Here is a 16,863-nt window from a genome sequence, read left to right on the forward strand (position 1 = left end):
AAAGCAATGAAGACCATCGCTAAACTGCTCTGCGGCGTCGCACTCGCGGCTGCCGCCATCGCGCCCGCATCGGCCAAGGACCTCAACAAGGTCGGCATCTCGGTCGGCCTGCTCGGCAACCCCTTCTTCGTCGCCACCATCAAGGGCATCGAGGACGCGGCCAAGAAGATCAACCCGAAGGTCGAGGTGACGTCAGTGTCGGCCGACTACGACCTCAACAAGCAGGTCTCTCAGGTCGATTCCTTCATCGCCGCCGGCGTCGACGTCATCATGCTCAATGCGGTCGATGCCAAGGCGATCGGCCCGGCGGTGAAGAAGGCGCAAGCAGCGGGCATCGTCGTTGCCGCCTTCGACGTTTCGGCGCCAGGCGCCGACGTCACCGTCATGACCAACAACGTCAAGGCCGGCGAAGAGGCCTGCCAGTATCTGGTCGACCACACCGGCGGCAAGGGCGACTACGTTATCCTCAACGGCCCGGCGTCGTCGTCGATCCTGGAGCGGGTGAAGGGCTGCAAGGACGTCCTTGCAAAACACCCCGACATCAAGATCCTCTCCGACGACCAGAATGCCGAAGGCTCGCGCGACGGCGGCCTGAAGGTCTTCCAGTCGCTGCTCACCCGCTTCGACAAGATCGATGCGGTGTTTGCCATCAACGATCCGACGGCGATCGGCGCCCAGCTTGCGGCCAAGCAGCTCAATCGCTCGGAGTTCATCTTCACCGCAGTGGATGGCGCTCCCGATATCGAGAAGGAACTCGCTTCCGGCACCTCGTTGATCAAGGCCTCGGCTTCGCAGGATCCCTACGTGATGGCTGGCCAGTCGCTGACGATGGCGGCTGAGCTGCTTGCCGGCAAGAAGCCGGCGGAGCCGACCGTGCTGCTCGACCCGAAGCTGATCACGGCCGAGAACCTGAAAGACTACAAGGGCTGGACCGCAGCCCGCTAAGCCTCCCAAGGCCGATGCGGCCGGGGCAACCCGGCCGCATCTCAATTCCAGAAACGGGAGACGATCATGTCGCGCATCGGGATTCATTCCTTCGTCTGGTCGGCGAGTTCGGCGCAAGGCGACCTCGAACGCACGCTGGCCAACACCAGAGAGGCCGGCTTCGACCTGATCGAGTTCTCCTATCTTGACCCGGCCAATGTCGACGTTGGCGGGCTGGCCAGGCGCATCGCCGACCTCAAGCTTGGCGTCGCGATCAGCATCGGCCTGCCGGCCGACGGCGACATTTCGAGTGCCGACAAGGCGGTTGCCGCGCGCGGCGTCGAGATCCTCAACGAGACGATCGCGCTCACCCGCGATCTCGGCGGCCAGAAGATTGGCGGCATCCTCAGTACCAGCCACGGCTTGCAGACGCAGGCGCCGACGCGCGATCAGTGGAACCGCAGCGCGGGTACACTTGCGAAGGTTGCGGAGACGGCCAAGGCCGCCGGCGTCACGCTCAATCTGGAGATCGTCAATCGCTTCGAAAGCAATCTTCTCAACACCGCTTCACAAGGCCTGGCCTTCATCGCGGACACCGGCTCCGACAACATCTTCCTGCATCTCGATACCTTCCACATGAACATCGAGGAGGCCGATGTCGGACTGGCTATCCGCCATGCCGCTGACAAGATCGGTTATGTCCATATCGGCGAGAGCCATCGCGGTTTCCTCGGCACCGGCAATATCGACTTTGCCGCCATCTTCGATGCGCTGACCGCGATCGGCTATAGGGACGACCTCAGCTTTGAATCCTTCTCGTCGAAGATCGTCGACGAGAACCTGTCACGGAAGACGGCGATCTGGCGCAATCTGTGGTCCGACAATATGGAATTGGCCCGGCATGCGCGCGCCTTCATCTCAATCGGTCTGGAGACGGCGCAGCGAAAGGCAGAGCTTGTTGCATCGAGACATCGTCCTTAGCAGGAGCGCGCTGCCAAAGCGCCAATGTTGTCGTTCATCCGGCCCGCGCCTTACGTGCAAGGAATCGACGTCGGAGGCGCTGAGTGTGGCGGAGGCAGTCGAGCGGGGTGACGCTGACGAGAGCTTTCTGATTTTGGCCCACGAAACGCAATAAAATCAACATCTTCATACGCCCTCCGGGGCCATCCGATCTCCATACTGGACGGGGATGACGTTTGACACAGCGCGGCGGAAAGAAGCAGGATGGCTGATAGAGTCGACATCGCATAATGATGTCACTATATAGCGGCGGCTTCGACCGTGTAGCTGTGGCGGTGTACCACGAAGCAGCAGAAAATGTGTTACGCGTTGTGATCCCTATTGTGATACAAATCGGCCGTCGACAGCAGGAAAAGATCGTAAGAACAACAGCATAGAGCCGAAGCCGATCCCGGCCAACGTACCGCTCTATCAAACAATCAGAACGTGCTCATTGAACCCTTCCCTTCATTCGGCTCTTCGGACCTCCGACAAGATCAACTTGCCGGGCGAAGCCGACTCGGTTCGAATGGCAGCATGCATCCTTTACCGGGTGCGGACGTTTACGGTTACCAACCGGCATAGCCGCCAGGGAAAAGCAGTATGAGTGAACATGCGATCGAGTTCTTGCGCGGATGGATCGGTGAAAAGGTCCACTGCCAGCACTCGCCGGTAAAGATCGAGAAGCAGGCCGAGACCCTCGCCAAGGAGTGCGCGGCCAAGGCCGCTGAGGTCGGCATTCCGCTGGAAGATATCCAGGAAGAAGTCGGCGACATCCAGGAACTGATCGCATCGCGGCTCGAAGAGGCGGCCGAGGCCGACCAGAGCAACGCGGCCAAGCCGTGACGCAACAGGCCTGGCGCCGCCAGGCCTTGTCCTCTATCCAAATCGATCTTTCAGCCAGGCCTTCGGCAGCGCCGGCACGAAATTGCCGTCGCGTCCGCTCATATCCTCATTGGCGACCATTGCATTGAGGATCGCCTCCTCTACGCCTTGCGCCACCGCATCGAAGAACGGATCGATATCGACGTCCGGGATGTAAGCGACGTTTGCGGTTCGTCCCGATGGTGCAAGTGCTGCTTGCGGATTGGCGGTGGTGAAGGCCAGAAAAATGTCGCCCGAACTGTGGTAGCCGAAGCCGCCTGTCATGGCGATGCCGAGCGGCACGCGCTTTGCCAGCCGCTTCATCTGGTGCGGCAGAAATGGCGCATCGGTGGCGACGATGGCGATGATCGAGCCCTTTTCGGCACGCGGCGTGCCTTCGCGCATCGCCGGCTCTACCAGATCGGGCCCGACGCGGGCGCCGCGCAGTGTGAAATTGCGCCGCTTGCCGAAATTCGCCTGCACGAATACGCCGACCGTATGCCTGATGCCCTGCCACTCGATGATGCGGGATGCCGTGCCCGAGCCGGCCTTGAAGCCAAAGGCAATCATGCCGGTGCCGCCGCCGACACTGCCTTCCTCGATCGCTCCACCGGCGGCACCGTCGAGCGCGGCTTCGACATCTTCGAAGCCGACGTGATGACCGTTGATGTCGTTGAGGAAACCATCATAGGTCTCCGCCGCAACCGGCAGGCCCCAGCCGCTGTCGAGCGCCGCCGGCAGCACGCGTTGCATCCAGCGCAGCGTGCCGTCGCGGGTAACGCCGCAGGAATGCGTGTTGGTGATGGTGACCGGCAGGTTGAAGGCGCCGACTTCCTCGATAATGTGCGACCCCGTCAACTCGCCATTGCCGTTCTGGCTGAAGACACCGGCAAACACCGGCGTGGCGAGCTCAGCCGACGGCCGCGGCAGGATGGCGGTGACGCCGGTGCGCACCGGCCCCGTGCCAACCTCGAGCAGACCCTCGCCGGAAATCAGCGTCGCATAGCCGACCGATACGCCGGGCACATCGGTGATGGCGTTGAAGCCGCCCGGCGTGCCCTCGAAGGTAATGCCGAAAGCACGCGCGCGCGGCTTGCCCGCCGGCGTTTGAAGATGCGGGTCATGTCCGGTCATGCGGTCCTCTAAAAAAGCGAGCCCTGATTGCCCGGCTCTTTCGGTTTGCTGGCCGTCGGCTTTGCGGCGGGTTTGCTGGCGGGCGGCGTGGCCGCTGGTTTGGCAACGGCCTGCACCCGCTCGGCGTCGCCGGTCGCGACTGCATTTACGATGCCGTCGGCGAACTCCAGCTGCAGGCCAGCGCCCGGCGCCACATCAACTGCCAGTTTGATCACCGCGCCGCCGGCATCCTTGACCAGCGCGAAGCCGCGGGCCAGCACAGCCTTGTGCGACAGCGTTGCCATCAGCCTCTCGGATTGGACGATGCGGCCGCGCAGTCGCTCCAGCCTGAGCAGTACCGCTTGCGTGCCTCGTCTCGTCAAAGCTGTCAGAAGATCCCTCTGCACGGTTTGCCGCCGTGCCGTTGGCTCGATCGTAATGCGGCCTTGCAGCAAAGCCAGTTGCTGCCTGTGCCGTTGCAGGGATGCTTTCGCACATTTTGGCAACTGATCCGCCGCACGATTCAACTCCGCGCGCCGGGCTCTCGCCAATGCGCGCAGCGCCCCCTGGGCGCGCAAAAGGTCGCGGTCGTTGGTGCGTCGCGCCTCGGCAATCCGCCGCGACAGCGTTGCCGGAGTGAGCTTCACGGCGAAGAACCGAGCTTGCTTTCTTTCGGTGGAGACCATCAGCCCCCGGCTAAGCCGGCTGGCCGCCTCGTCCAGCCGCCGTCGCGGCAGCGCCAGCAACTGGTCGGGCGAGGGCAGCGCGCGGGCGGCCGCACGCGAGGCCTGCCGCTTGCGTTCGAAATTGCGCAAGGTGGCTGCTTTGAGCCGTGCGCCAAGACTGGCTAGTGTCGCTTCGAGGTCCGCTTTCACCGGCACCGCGATCTCCGCCGCACCTGTCGGCGTCGGTGCGCGCATGTCGGCGACGAGGTCGATCAAGGTCCAGTCGGTCTCGTGCCCGACGGCCGAAATCACCGGAATGCGCGAGGCGGCGACGGCGCGCGCCAGCCCTTCATCGTTGAACCCCCAGAGGTCCTCGAGGCTGCCGCCGCCGCGCGCCACGATCAGAAGGTCGGGCTGGGCAATCGCGCCATCCCAGGCCAGCGCGTTGAAGCCGTTGACGGCGGCCGTCACTTCCGCCCCCGCCGTCTCGCCCTGGACTCTTACCGGCCAGACCAGCACATGCAGCGGAAAGCGGTCCTTGATGCGATGGATGATGTCACGGATCACCGATCCGGTCGGCGAGGTGACGACGCCGATGGTGCGCGGCATGAACGGCAGCCGCCGCTTGCGGCCGGCATCGAAAAGTCCTTCGGCCTGCAGTCGCCGCTTGCGCTCTTCCAAAAGCGCCATCAGCGCCCCGGCGCCGGCGGGTTCTAGATTGTCGATGACGATCTGGTAGTTGGATTTGCCGGGATAGGTGGTGAGTTTGCCGGTGGCGATCACCTCCATCCCCTCTTCGGGACGGAATTTCAGCCGGCTCATCGTGCCTTTCCAGACCACGGCATCGAGCCGCGCGCGGTCGTCCTTCAGGGTGAAATAGGCATGGCCGGAAGAGTGCGGCCCGCGATAGCCGGAAATTTCGCCGCGCACCCGCACATGGCCGAAGACATCCTCGACCGTGCGCTTCAGCGCGCCGGAAATCTCGCTCACCGTGTATTCGGTGGCATTGGTTCGTGATTCGGATTCTGCGTCGCTCATCGGCCGATTGAGCGGCTGTTGTCGCTCCGCGTCAAGATTCCATAACTTGATCTTAAGCCTGGCCTGATTGACTCTGGGCCAAGGAGGACGCATGAGCGCCCGCAAACAACGCAGCCCGTTGACGTTCCAGGTCACCCTGACGGTGCTGACGCTTGCCGTTTTTGCACTGGCCATCGTTGTCGGCTTCGGCCTTTACGCCACCATGCAGGCCGACCGGGTCTCGCTCGAGCGGGAGAAGGTTTTCCTTGCCAACGGCCTGCAGGACCAGATCGCCGCGGTAAAGCGCGAGCAGGAAAGCGTCGCCGTCTGGGATGATTCCGTTATAAACGCCAAGGCCGGCAACCAGACCTGGATGGCCGAGAATTTCAGCGTCTGGATGTACTCGTATTACGGCCACAACCGGGTCTATGTGCTGGACAACGCCAACCGGCCGGTCCACGCCATGCGCGAAGGCAAGGTCGTGTCGCCTGCCGTCTTTGGCGAGGACGAACCCGCTTTGCGGCCGACCATCGCCAGGTTGCGCCAGATGATGAGCAAGGACGCAAGCCAGGCCGGCGCAAAATTCGTTGCCGACGATCTGGTCTCGCTTGGCGGTCAGCCTGCCATACTCAGCGTCATGCCTCTGGTGCCGAGTTCGGATCGCGTCACCCAGGCATCCGGCAGCGAATATCTGCATGTCTCCATAGAGTTCATCAACGACGCGGTGATCGGCAAGATCGCGCAGAAATATCTGCTGGCGGGGGCGCATCTCCTGCCGATGGCTCAGCCGCTTGGCTCGGCTGCCATTCCGCTTATCGACAAACAGGGTGTCATCCTCGGCTATATTGCCTGGGACCAGGAACGGCCCGGCCTGACGCTGGTGGGCAAGGCCAGCCCGGCCCTGGCTCTGGCCGCGCTGGTTGCGGCGAGCGTGCTCGCCTTTCTGCTCCGGCGTCTGCGCCGTGCGTCATCGGCGCTGCAGACCAGCCAGGCCCAGGCGCAATATCTCGCCTTTCACGACACGCTCACCGGCCTGCCCAACCGGGCACTGTTCGAGGACAGGCTGCGGCGTGCCTTGCTTACCTCCGGCAATGAAAGCAAGGTCGCGCTGCTTTATCTCGATCTAGATCGCTTCAAGCATGTCAACGACACGCTTGGTCACCCGGCAGGCGACGAACTCGTGCGCCAGACGGCGGCCAGGCTTCAGCATACGGTTCGCGACGTCGACACGGTGGCAAGACTGGGTGGCGACGAATTCGCGGTGATCCTGATCGATGTCCGCGACGTAAGGAACGCCGAGGATATTTCCGAGAGGGTGCTGCAGAAACTGCAGGAGCCGTTCAAGCTGATGGACGATCAGGTCTTTATCAGCGCCAGCATCGGCATAGCCTTGTCGACAGGCCCTGATGCCGACGCAGACGATCTGCTGCGCAAGGCCGACATCGCGCTCTACGAAGCCAAGAAGAACGGCCGTGGCCGCTACCAGGTCTTCGCCGGCGACATGGACGACCTTTTGCTGCGCAAGCGCAAGGTCGAGAGCGAGCTGCGCAGCGCGCTGAATGGCGGCACCGGTATCAAGCTCGCCTACCAGCCGGTCTTTGCCAGCGACGGCAAGACCATTGTCGGCGCCGAGGCGCTGATCCGCTGGGCGCATGAGGTCCATGGCGCACTGCCGGCGGCGCAGTTCATCGCCATCGCCGAGGAACGCGGCATGATCGGGCAGCTCGGCGCATGGGCCCTGCTGGAAGCCTGCCGCTTCGCCGTGAAGACCAAACTGCCGTGGCTCGCCGTCAATGTCTCGCCGCTGCAATTGCGCGACGCCGGCTTTGCCGAAGAGGTTGCCTCGATCCTCGCCGAAACGGGACTGGCGCCGAAGCGCCTGCAGCTCGAGATCACCGAAAACGTTCTCCTGGAAAACAACGACACCACCAGAGCGGCTCTGGCAGCCTTGCGCCAGTCGGGCGTCGGCATTGTGCTCGACGATTTCGGCACCGGCTATTCGTCGCTGAGCTATCTGCGCCGCCATGCCATCGACAAGCTCAAGATCGACCGCTCCTTCGTGCGGCTTCTCGACGGCGACGGCAATTCGGGCGCCATCGTCAAGGCGCTGATCGATCTCGCCGGCGCGCTCAAGGTCGAGGTCACCGCCGAGGGCGTAGAGACCGAGGTGCAAAAGGCGCTGCTGGTCGCCATGGGCTGCCAGCAGCTGCAGGGCTACCTCTTGTCGCCGCCGCTGGAGCCGGCGCAATTGGTGGCGCTGCCCGGCCTGTCGTCGGCCAACGCAACGACGGAGGCGGCAGCGTCGGCCTGATCGTTCCTACCAGCCAGGCAGGATCTGGTTCGGCTTGCTCCGCTTCATCTTGGCGAAGGCGAGCGAGGCGAAATCGAAGCTTCCCGTTTCTTCGCCGAGCGGCACGGAAATATTGTCGAGGCTTTCCGAGATGTGCCGGGCCAGCGCGTCGACGATTTCGGGCCGCGAGGTCTGGCCGCGCATGATGCCGATGCGGCAGTCGGGCAGCGCGCCAAAACCGTCGGCTTCGCCCAGCACTCGCATGCCGGGCCGCAGCGCGCATTCCGGCAGCACCGAGATCGCCAGCCCCGACAGTACCGCGGCTGTGATGACGGTCGCCGAGAAGCTGGTGAAGAGGATGCGATAGTCGCGGCTTTGCCGGTCGAGCACATCGACGGCGGCGCGCCGCCAGATGCAGTTCGGCCGGCCGAAGGCCATCGGCAGCACTTCCTGTTCGTGCGTGGCATGGTTGGCCGAGGTCACCCATAGCAGCGGCTCGCGCCGCACCACTTCCGACTGGCCGCGCGTATCATTGTGCGTCACCAGCGCAAGATCGAGATTGCCGCGCTTGATATGCTCGACCAAGCCTGGTGTCGGCTCGCAGATGACAGTCAGTTCGACGCGCGGATTTGACCGTGTGAAGCGTGCCATGATTTCGGGCAGGAACCGGTCGGCATAGTCGTCGGGGGTGCCGATACGGATGGTGCCTTCGAGCCGCTGATCATCGAAGGCGGCCAGCGTTTCGCGGTTGAGATAGAGCAGGCGGCGCGCGTAGGAGAGCAGCTTGTCGCCTTCCTCGGTCAGCCTGTTGGTGCGGCCGTCCTTTTCGAACAGCGGCTTGCCGATCCGCTCTTCCAGCCGGCGCATCTGCATCGACACCGCCGATTGCGTGCGCAGCACTTCCTCGGCCGCACGGGTGAAGCTGCCGGTATCGGCAATCGAGATGAAGGTCTGCAACTGGTCGAGATCGAGTGGCGCTTTCATCGGTCCAATCCATCACTAGCGTTGATGCTAAAGATTAGAAACATTCGTTGGATTAATCAATCGGTGCGTGGCAAATTCACATTGTCCACATGAAGGCATGTGAATCGAGACCGGAACGGCCGCTGTCCCCAGCGCCGACCGCCTGGTCTTGTCCAGTTCGAGTCTGAAGGAGACCGACATGACCACGTTTGATTTCGCTACCGAGACCTCGCGCATAACCTCGCGTCCGGCCGTTGCGACGCGCGTGGCCAACACCCTTCTCAATGCCTACCAGGCCTGGAAAAATCGCCGGGCCTTCTATCGCCTCGGCGAGATGTCGGACGCCGAACTCGCCGATATCGGCCTGACGCGCGCGGATCTCCATGTCGCCGTCGATGTGCCGTTCGGTGCCGATCCGACCGTGAAGCTGCGTGCGATTGCGAGCGATCGTGCCGATACGATCGAAGATCTCGCCCGCCAGATAGCGTGATATCGGGCGCATTGTTTCGGCTGCCGTGAACCTTTCTCAGGCTCGCTGCGACCAACGAGTATAGCAGGCTCCCCACTCCCTGCCGGTTCCCCGCCGGCCAGCCTGCACACTGGCCCGGTCCTCCTCCAGGACCGGGCTTTTCTTTTAAAGCTCCGTCGTCATCGTGCGGTCTGCGCCGCGTCGCTTCGTTCCTTGCTCCGAAGCCGCGAAGGTCAGCGCCCAACTACCGCCAACTACCGCCGGTCCATAACTGGTCGAAGATCGTTTCCACGCCCTTCTGATAGTCGTCGCGCTGCTGGGCGCCGGTCTCGAACATCTTGCCGAAAATATCGTCGAACGGATTGCGTGGCCTGCCGCTCGGATTGGCCTGCGGTTGCGGCGCCTGGCGCTCCTGCGGTGCCTGTCGCGGCTGGGGTGCTTGCGGCTGCTGCGGCGCCGGCTGCCCACCGGGCAGGCCGAAGCCGCCACCACCGCCTTGCCGCATCATCTCTTCAAAAATCTTGCCCAGCGGGTTGTCGCCGTAAGGGCTCTGCGTCTGTTGCGGCTGTGTTGGCTGCTGCGGCCGGCCCTGCGGTTGCTGTGCCGCGCCACCGCCGAACATATCCTGCAGCACCTTGCCCAGCGGATTGTCGCCATATGGGTTGGGCGCCTGTTGCGGCTGGCTTTGCGGCTGTTGGGCGCCGCCGCCGAACATGTCCTGCAGCACTTTGCCCAGCGGGTTCTCACCGTAAGGATTGGGTGCTGGCTGCGGCGCAGGCTGTGCCCCGCCGCCCGCCTGCCGCATCATCTGTTCGATGATCTCGCCGAGCGGATTGCTGCCGCCGCCGAAGCCACCGGCGGCCTGCATCTGACCCCCGGTCAACTGGTTTGTCGTCTGCTTGAACAATCCGCCCATCACCATCGAAGCGATGGCCGGCAGCATCTGCTGCAGGATCTGCTGGCTGACGCCGGTCGCCTGCGCGGCCTGGCTGGCCACCGCGCGCGACAGCTCCTTCGAGCCGAACAGATGACCCAGAATGCCATTGCCCTCATTGACGCCTTGCGGTGAGAAAGCCCTGGTCGCGTCCTCGAAGTATTTCGCGTGCTGGCCGCTCGCCATCGCCGTCATGAAGGCGCCTAGCCCATAGGGATCGGCGGTGTTGCGTTGCAGCCCTTGCGAGAAGGCCGGCAGCAGAGCGGCGACAGCCGCCTGCGTCTGCTGCATGGAAAGCCCGTACTGCTGGGCAAGCGCCTGCATGCCGTTGCCGTTCTGCGCCTGCGCCAATATGCCGAACAAGGTAGGCATCGGTTTCTCCTCCGGGAAATCCTCGAGGGAGAACCTAGTTCGTTTCGATGTTCGATTGAAGCGGCTTTTGCCGCTGCTCAAGGCGCGACGCTAATACGCATATTCCATGAACACCGGCTCGATCGAGCCGCCCCAGCGCGTGTGGTAGGCCGACAGCATTTCCTCGGCACTGGTGGTACCGCGCGCCACGACTTCGTCCAGCGTGTTGAGGAACGAGGTCTCGTCATAGCCGTCGCGGTTCTTCCTGCCGCGATTTTTCAGCCCAAGGCGCGAAATCGTCATTACATCGCGGCCGATCTCACGCAGCGTCGTGTTGCGGAACGGCGCGGAAATGCCTTGTTCCGGCACCGCATTGCGCATCGCCAGCGTTTCTTCATAGGTCCAGCTCGAAGTCAGCGCCTCGGCGGCGTCGAGCGCGGCCTCGTCATAGAGCAGCCCGACCCAGAAGGCCGGCAGCGCGCAGATGCGGCGCCACGGCCCGCCATCGGCGCCGCGCATTTCGAGGAAGCGCTTCAGCCTGACGTCAGGGAACAGGGTCGACAGATGGTTCGCCCAGTCGCCCATGGTGGGCAGTCCGTCCGGTACTTCATTGCGGGCAACGCCGGCCATGAACTGGCGGAAGGTGATGTGCGTCATGTCGTGATAGTGGCCGTCGCGGATGACGAAATACATCGGCACGTCGAGCGCCCATTCGACATAGTCGGCAAAGCCGAACTCGGGCGAGAAGCAGAATTCGAGCAGGCCCGAGCGCTGGTTGTCGGTGTCGCGCCAGATGTCGCCGCGCCAGCTCTGCAGTCCGTTCGGCCGGCTGTCGGTGAAGGGCGAGTTGGCAAACAGCGCCGTCGACAGTGGCTGCAGCTTCAGCGACACCTGCATCTTGCGGCGCATGTCGGCTTCGCTTTCGAAGTCGAGGTTCACCTGGATGGTGCAGGTGCGATACATCATGTCGAGACCCTTGGTGCCGACCTTGGGCATGTAGCGGGTCATGATTTCGTAGCGCGATTTCGGCATTTTCGGCGTCTCGGCCAGCGACCATTTCGGGCTGCCGCCGAGGCCGAGAAAGCGGATGCCCATCGGCTCGGCGATCTCGCGTACCTGCGCCAGATGCGCATTGCCCTCGCGACAGGTCTGGTGGATCGTTTCCAGCGGCGCGCCCGACAGCTCGAACTGGCCGCCCGGCTCGAGCGAGATCGCGCCCTGGCCGGTCGGCTCGACCAGGCCGATGATGCGGCCGTCATCGATGATCGGGTCCCAGCCGAGCTTTTGCTGCATGCCTTCGAGGATGGCGCGGATGCCGCGCTCGCCGCCATAAGGCACCGGCGCGTTGCCGTCGACATAGAAGGGGAACTTCTCGTGCTCGGTCCCGATGCGCCACTTGTCGCGCGGCTTGTTGCCTTCGGCCAGATGCTCGACCAGTTCGTCGATGTCTTCGATTGGCCGGAAATCGGTTGTGTCGCGCGCCATGGGGCCCCCTCTGCGGCTCTCGGAGCCCGCCGGCGCTAAATGGACGAAATGTCAGCAGCCGATCAAGCGAAAAATCCTGAGCCACAGGTCAACAGGAATTGATCTTTACGCTTCTTACCAGTCTCCGACCGTCGCCTGCATCACCGCAAGCGCCGCTACAGCTGCTGTGTCAGCGCGCAGGATGCGCGGTCCGAGCGGGATGGCAGTGACGAAGGGGAGCGCCCGCAGCATCTTGCGTTCGTCGTCGGAAAAGCCGCCTTCCGGTCCGACCAGCAGCGCCAGCTTCTTCTCCGGCACCGCCTGCAATGCCGGCAGCGGGTTGTTGGTCGAGGCGTCCTCGTCGCAGAAGATCAGTCGCCGCTCCTTGTCCCAGCCGGAGAGCAGACGCTCGAATTTCTCGGCTTCTCGCACTTCCGGCACCGCCAGTATGCCGCATTGCTCGGCCGCCTCGACGACATTGGCGCGCAGCCGGTCGATGGAGGGTTTTGCCAATTGCGTGTGCTGGGTGATCACCGGCTGCAGGATGCCGGCGCCCATCTCCACCGCCTTCTGCACGAGATAGTCGAGCCGCCCCTGCTTCAGCGGCGCGAAGCAATAAACTAGATCGGGCAAAGGCGGTTGCGGCCGCTGTTGGCTGAGCACTCTCAGCCGCACCGCCTTCTTCGACTTCGAAGCGATCGCCGCCGACCACTCGCCGTCGCGGCCGTTGAAGACCAGAATCTCGGCGCCTTCGCCGAGCCGCAGCACATGCATGAGGTAATGGCTTTGCTGCTGGCCGGCATCGAATTCGATGTCGGCTGCGAGATCGTCGGCCAAGAACAGCCGCTGCATCTTGTAATTGGCGCGCATCGCCGAGGAATGGGCGAGGCGGTGCCTGGCGTCAAGTCTCGGCGGAACGATGCCACACCGGTTCAAAACCGTGCCGCAGCACCGAAACGGTCGTGGCCGGTGTGAGCAGGCGCAGCGAACGGCCGGCAAGGCTGTCGAAGGCCGCCGCATCGCCATAGCCTGCGAACGACCAGGGCAGCGCGTTGCCGCCGCGCAGCGCATAGGCCGAGCCGCCATCCGCGATCATCGCTCCGTCCGGCAATTCGGCAAGCTCTCCCATGGTGACATCAGGTGGCTTGCCGCCCGAAGCCAGCCGCTCCTTGTGCAGCCGCTTGTCCACCATTGGCGCGCGCGGTTCGTTTACACCGAAGACTTTGCCGAAACGCCCGACAAAATCCGTGGCTCGCTCACGCCGGCAATAGAAACAGGGACGGTGCCCGGCGGCCAGCGCCGTCACCTCGTCGAGGAAGAACAACTCGGTCCAGCCGGCCCTGCCGCCCGGCCGATTCCTGCCCATCGGCTCGCGCCGCACATTGCGGAATTGGCAGACGCAGATGATCCAGGCCGGCAAGGCCCAACGCTTTTTCAGCAGCGTCTTGGTCTCAGGATCGTGGATGATGCCGCGATTGCCGGTGAACAGGCCGCGCTCGGATATGGCATGGATGGCGCCGAACGGATCGACCCGGTTCTGCAGTGGCATAGCTCTCTCCCGAATACGCATCTTGGCTGCAATGCTGGCGACATGATATCGCTCGTCGCGTCATTTCATGTCAGCAGGGTTTTGCGATGCGGGTGCTGGTGGTCCAGAACTACGACAACACCGGCCTTGGCCAGGTTGGTGCCGCGCTCGCCGAAGCCGGCGCCGATCTCGACCTGCGCCGGCCCTACAAGGGCGATGCGCTGCCGGACGACGCGACCGGACACGATGCCATGGTGATGCTGGGCGGCGGCCAGAATGCGCTGGCCGACGATGACTACCCGTATTTCCCGGTGCTGCTCGAACTGACCCGCGATTTCGCCGCCAAGGATCGCTCGGTTCTCGGTATCTGCCTGGGCAGCCAGTTGGTTGCCCGCTCTTTCGGCGGTGAGAACCAGATCGGCGGCGCCTCGGAATTCGGCTGGCACAAGGTATCGCTGACGCCGGACGCCAGAACCGATCCGGTGCTTGGCGCACTTCCCCAGGATTTCCCCATCTTCGAATGGCACGACGACACTTTCGCGCTGCCGTCAAATGCGGTGCGGCTTGCCGGCAGCGAAATTGCCGAGAACCAGGCGTTCCGTATCGGCCGCGCTGTCTACGGCTTCCAGTTCCATTTCGAGGCCGACCAGCCGATGGTGAGGGACTGGAGCACATCCTTCGCGCCGCTGATTGCCGATCGCCATCCCGACTGGCAGGATCGCCTCGACAGCGAAATGGCACGCAACGGCCCCGAGGCCGACGCCGCGGGCTTGGCCATTGCCCGCGCCTGGGTGGCGACGATCTGAGACTGGCCGCGCGCAGTCAGCAATTCCAGGAAAAGTGTGAAGCGGTTTTCCGTCCGGAATTGCGTCAGATAAAAAGATAGAGCGGTTCGCCGTAGCGGCGAACCGCTCTATCCGTTGCATAATTGGCACGCGGCGGGGAATCTGCCGGGGACAACTTCTTTCGTCCTTGGTTTGTGGCCGAACGCTATCCTACAAGGCGCGCGCTATGCAACGGCAATGCAACCGCGATGAACCTTCTGTGTGATCCGCGCGACACACCGCCGATACAGAATCGACCTACAAGCGCGAAATCGTCGAAACTTTGAGACGAATTCTCGGTTTCAACCCATTGGTAACCGCCTCGTGCCCAGATGCAGGAAGCTCAACTAGAGATGACGTCCGTGAAAGCAGCGCTTCTGTCCTTTGTCATGCTGTCTGCCATCGTTTTGTGCGGTCTCGGCATTTATTCCGCCGATGCAGCCAACAACCATCAGGCCGTCGACGGCTACGGCGTCACCGCCGCGCTTCGCTAAAACGCTTTTCCCTGCACAGTCAGGATACGCTTGTCCGCGCCGTCCACGGCGAGCGCGCTGAGCATGCCTGACTGCCAGGCGAGTGTGTCGACATTGACGCGGTTCGGCATCACCTCCGCCTGCGGCACCGGTGTGTGGCCGTGCACGATCACCTTCGGGTAAAGCCCTGGATGGTTGTGGAAGACGTCGCGGATCCAGACCAGATCCTGCGGGCTCTGGCTCGCCAGCGGCACGTCAGGCCTGACGCCGGCATGGCATAAGAAGAAATCACCTGATATCAGTGACAATTGCAGCGACCGCAGGAAGTCGACATGGGCTTGCGGTACAGCATTGACCAGTGCCTGGTGTCCCCGCCGTAACGCCTCGGCCTTGCCGAACCAGCTTGCGTGTCCCGCTAAGTCGACACCATAGGATTGTGCCGTCTGCACGCCGCCATAACGGATGAACAGCCCTTCCGGGTCAGGCTCGTCGAGAAAGTCGAGGAAGCCGATATCGTGGTTGCCGGCGAGCATCAGATGCCGCGGATCGCGTTTCTGTGCCTCGATCAGGAAGTCTATGACGCCCTTGGACTCTGGTCCGCGGTCGACATAGTCGCCGAGGTGGATGACGCGCCAATCGCTGGTCGGCTTGTATTCGAGTTCGCTCTCGATGCGGCGATGCATGGCGGCGAGCAGATCGAGCCGGCCATGCACGTCGCCGATCGCATAGAGGCGCATGCCATCGGGTGCGCGCGCGTCGAGGTAGTGGATGCCGGTCTCGGTCAAGGCGGCTTCGTCTCCGTGATCCAGCGAGGCTAGGGTCTAATCGGTGAACAAGACCCTAGCGCCGCAACTGGTCCTTGCCCATGTCGGTCACCAGCCGCTTGCCGCACAGTGCCAGCGTGATGTCCATCTCCTTGCGGATGATGTCCAGCGCCAGGGTCACGCCTTGCTTGCCCATGGCGCCCAATCCGTACAGGAACGGGCGGCCGATATAGGTGCCCTTGGCGCCGAGGCAAAGCGCCTTCAGCACGTCCTGGCCCGAGCGGATGCCGCCGTCCATATGCACCTCGATCCTGTCGCCGACGGCATCGGCGATCTCTTCCAGCGCCATGATTGACGACGATGCGCCGTCGAGCTGGCGCCCGCCATGGTTGGAAACGATGATGGCGTCGGCGCCGGTCTCGACCGCCATCAGCGCGTCCTCCTTGTCGAGAATGCCTTTCAGGATCAGCTTGCCGCCCCAACGTTCCTTGATCCAGGCGACATCCTTCCACGACAGATGCGGGTCGAACTGCTCCGTCGTCCACGATGTCAGCGAAGCGACGTCGCCGACGCCCTTGGCATGGCCGACAATGTTGCGGAAGGTGCGGCGCTTGGTGCCGGCAATGCCCATCAGCCAGCGTGGCCGCATGGCGATGTTGGCAATGTTGGCCAGCGTCATCTTGGGCGGCGCCGACAGCCCGTTGCGGACATCCTTGTGGCGCTGCCCCAAGATCTGCAGGTCGAGCGTCAACACCAGCGCCGAGCATTTTGCAGCCTTCGCCCTGTCGATCAGGTCGAGCACGAAATCCTTGTCGCGAAGCACGTAGAGCTGGAACCAGAACGGCTTCTTGGTCACCGACGCGACATCCTCGATCGAGCAGATGCTCATCGTCGACAGCGTGAACGGCACGCCGAATTCCTCTGCCGCCTGCGCGGCCAGCATCTCGCCATCGGCATGCTGCATGCCGGTCATTCCAGTTGGGGCAAGCGCCACCGGCATCGCCACTTTCTCGCCGATCATGGTCGATTCCAGCGAGCGGTTGCTCATGTCGACCAGTACGCGCTGACGGAATTTTATCTTCTGGAAGTCCTCTTCGTTGGCGCGGTAGGTGCTTTCGGTCCAGGCGCCGGAATCGGCATAGTCGAAGAACATCTTCGGCACCCGCCGGCGCGCCAGGTCCTTGAGATCGGCAATGGTGAGGATGTCGCTCATGGTGGTTC

At 63.3% G+C, this 16,863-nt stretch carries 16 protein-coding genes; 7 read left to right on the plus strand and 9 right to left on the minus strand.

Annotated features, from left to right (window positions below):
* Window positions 1–6 precede the first annotated feature (6 nt).
* From ACYG9V_RS09435 to ACYG9V_RS09445, 3 genes are all read left to right on the plus strand, one after another.
* Window positions 7–945, plus strand: a complete 939-nt coding sequence (locus ACYG9V_RS09435; protein WP_023753907.1) for an ABC transporter substrate-binding protein — start codon at window positions 7–9, stop codon at window positions 943–945.
* 66 nt (window positions 946–1,011) lie between these two features.
* Window positions 1,012–1,905, plus strand: a complete 894-nt coding sequence (locus ACYG9V_RS09440) for a sugar phosphate isomerase/epimerase family protein (protein WP_023670566.1) — start codon at window positions 1,012–1,014, stop codon at window positions 1,903–1,905.
* A gap of 621 nt (window positions 1,906–2,526) precedes the next feature.
* Window positions 2,527–2,769 carry a DUF768 domain-containing protein gene (locus ACYG9V_RS09445; RefSeq protein ID WP_023670565.1) on the plus strand — a complete coding sequence of 81 codons (243 nt, stop codon included), beginning with the start codon at window positions 2,527–2,529 and terminating at the stop codon, window positions 2,767–2,769.
* Between the two features lie 33 nt (window positions 2,770–2,802).
* On the opposite strand, the gene ACYG9V_RS09450 is transcribed toward ACYG9V_RS09445, so the two are convergent.
* Both ACYG9V_RS09450 and xseA read right to left on the minus strand, forming a co-directional pair.
* Window positions 2,803–3,921 carry a DmpA family aminopeptidase gene (locus ACYG9V_RS09450; RefSeq protein WP_352765730.1) on the minus strand — a complete coding sequence of 373 codons (1,119 nt, stop codon included), beginning with the start codon at window positions 3,919–3,921 and terminating at the stop codon, window positions 2,803–2,805.
* A gap of 8 nt (window positions 3,922–3,929) precedes the next feature.
* A complete protein-coding gene (gene xseA, locus ACYG9V_RS09455; protein ID WP_352765728.1) occupies window positions 3,930–5,603 on the minus strand; it encodes an exodeoxyribonuclease VII large subunit in 1,674 nt (557 codons plus the stop codon).
* A gap of 91 nt (window positions 5,604–5,694) precedes the next feature.
* On the opposite strand from xseA, the gene ACYG9V_RS09460 reads away from it, so the two are divergent.
* Window positions 5,695–7,893, plus strand: coding sequence for a bifunctional diguanylate cyclase/phosphodiesterase (locus ACYG9V_RS09460; RefSeq protein ID WP_023723354.1), 2,199 nt, complete (start codon window positions 5,695–5,697; stop codon window positions 7,891–7,893).
* Window positions 7,894–7,899: 6 nt separating this feature from the next.
* Here the strand turns inward: ACYG9V_RS09460 and ACYG9V_RS09465 are convergent, their stop codons facing one another.
* On the minus strand, window positions 7,900–8,856 hold the full coding sequence (locus ACYG9V_RS09465) for a LysR substrate-binding domain-containing protein (protein ID WP_023670561.1): 957 nt from the start codon (window positions 8,854–8,856) through the stop codon (window positions 7,900–7,902).
* Between the two features lie 178 nt (window positions 8,857–9,034).
* Between ACYG9V_RS09465 and ACYG9V_RS09470 the strand changes: the two genes are divergently transcribed.
* A complete protein-coding gene (locus ACYG9V_RS09470) occupies window positions 9,035–9,325 on the plus strand; it encodes a DUF1127 domain-containing protein (RefSeq protein WP_352765726.1) in 291 nt (96 codons plus the stop codon).
* Window positions 9,326–9,548: 223 nt separating this feature from the next.
* On the opposite strand, the gene ACYG9V_RS09475 is transcribed toward ACYG9V_RS09470, so the two are convergent.
* The 4 genes from ACYG9V_RS09475 to ACYG9V_RS09490 form a co-directional block, all read right to left on the minus strand.
* Entirely contained in the window at window positions 9,549–10,610 is a 1,062-nt protein-coding gene (locus ACYG9V_RS09475) for a DUF937 domain-containing protein (RefSeq protein ID WP_352765724.1), read from the minus strand.
* Between the two features lie 90 nt (window positions 10,611–10,700).
* Window positions 10,701–12,074 carry a glutamate--cysteine ligase gene (locus tag ACYG9V_RS09480; RefSeq protein ID WP_023681841.1) on the minus strand — a complete coding sequence of 458 codons (1,374 nt, stop codon included), beginning with the start codon at window positions 12,072–12,074 and terminating at the stop codon, window positions 10,701–10,703.
* A 114-nt stretch (window positions 12,075–12,188) separates the two neighbouring features.
* On the minus strand, window positions 12,189–12,923 hold the full coding sequence (locus tag ACYG9V_RS09485; RefSeq protein ID WP_023827914.1) for a 16S rRNA (uracil(1498)-N(3))-methyltransferase: 735 nt from the start codon (window positions 12,921–12,923) through the stop codon (window positions 12,189–12,191).
* 31 nt (window positions 12,924–12,954) lie between these two features.
* Entirely contained in the window at window positions 12,955–13,602 is a 648-nt protein-coding gene (locus ACYG9V_RS09490; RefSeq protein WP_023692351.1) for a hypothetical protein, read from the minus strand.
* An 86-nt stretch (window positions 13,603–13,688) separates the two neighbouring features.
* On the opposite strand from ACYG9V_RS09490, the gene ACYG9V_RS09495 reads away from it, so the two are divergent.
* Both ACYG9V_RS09495 and ACYG9V_RS09500 read left to right on the plus strand, forming a co-directional pair.
* The gene (locus ACYG9V_RS09495) at window positions 13,689–14,387 is read left to right on the plus strand and encodes a type 1 glutamine amidotransferase (protein ID WP_023681838.1); all 699 of its coding nucleotides are present in this window, start codon (window positions 13,689–13,691) and stop codon (window positions 14,385–14,387) included.
* 371 nt (window positions 14,388–14,758) lie between these two features.
* The gene (locus ACYG9V_RS09500) at window positions 14,759–14,899 is read left to right on the plus strand and encodes a hypothetical protein (RefSeq protein ID WP_006206855.1); all 141 of its coding nucleotides are present in this window, start codon (window positions 14,759–14,761) and stop codon (window positions 14,897–14,899) included.
* Here the strand turns inward: ACYG9V_RS09500 and ACYG9V_RS09505 are convergent.
* On the minus strand, window positions 14,896–15,663 hold the full coding sequence (locus ACYG9V_RS09505) for a metallophosphoesterase family protein (protein WP_023681837.1): 768 nt from the start codon (window positions 15,661–15,663) through the stop codon (window positions 14,896–14,898). The genes ACYG9V_RS09500 and ACYG9V_RS09505 overlap by 4 nt on opposite strands.
* A gap of 55 nt (window positions 15,664–15,718) precedes the next feature.
* Window positions 15,719–16,855, minus strand: coding sequence for an alpha-hydroxy acid oxidase (locus tag ACYG9V_RS09510; protein ID WP_023745710.1), 1,137 nt, complete (start codon window positions 16,853–16,855; stop codon window positions 15,719–15,721).
* Window positions 16,856–16,863 lie beyond the last annotated feature (8 nt).

This window comes from Mesorhizobium sp. W016 (assembly GCF_054719485.1).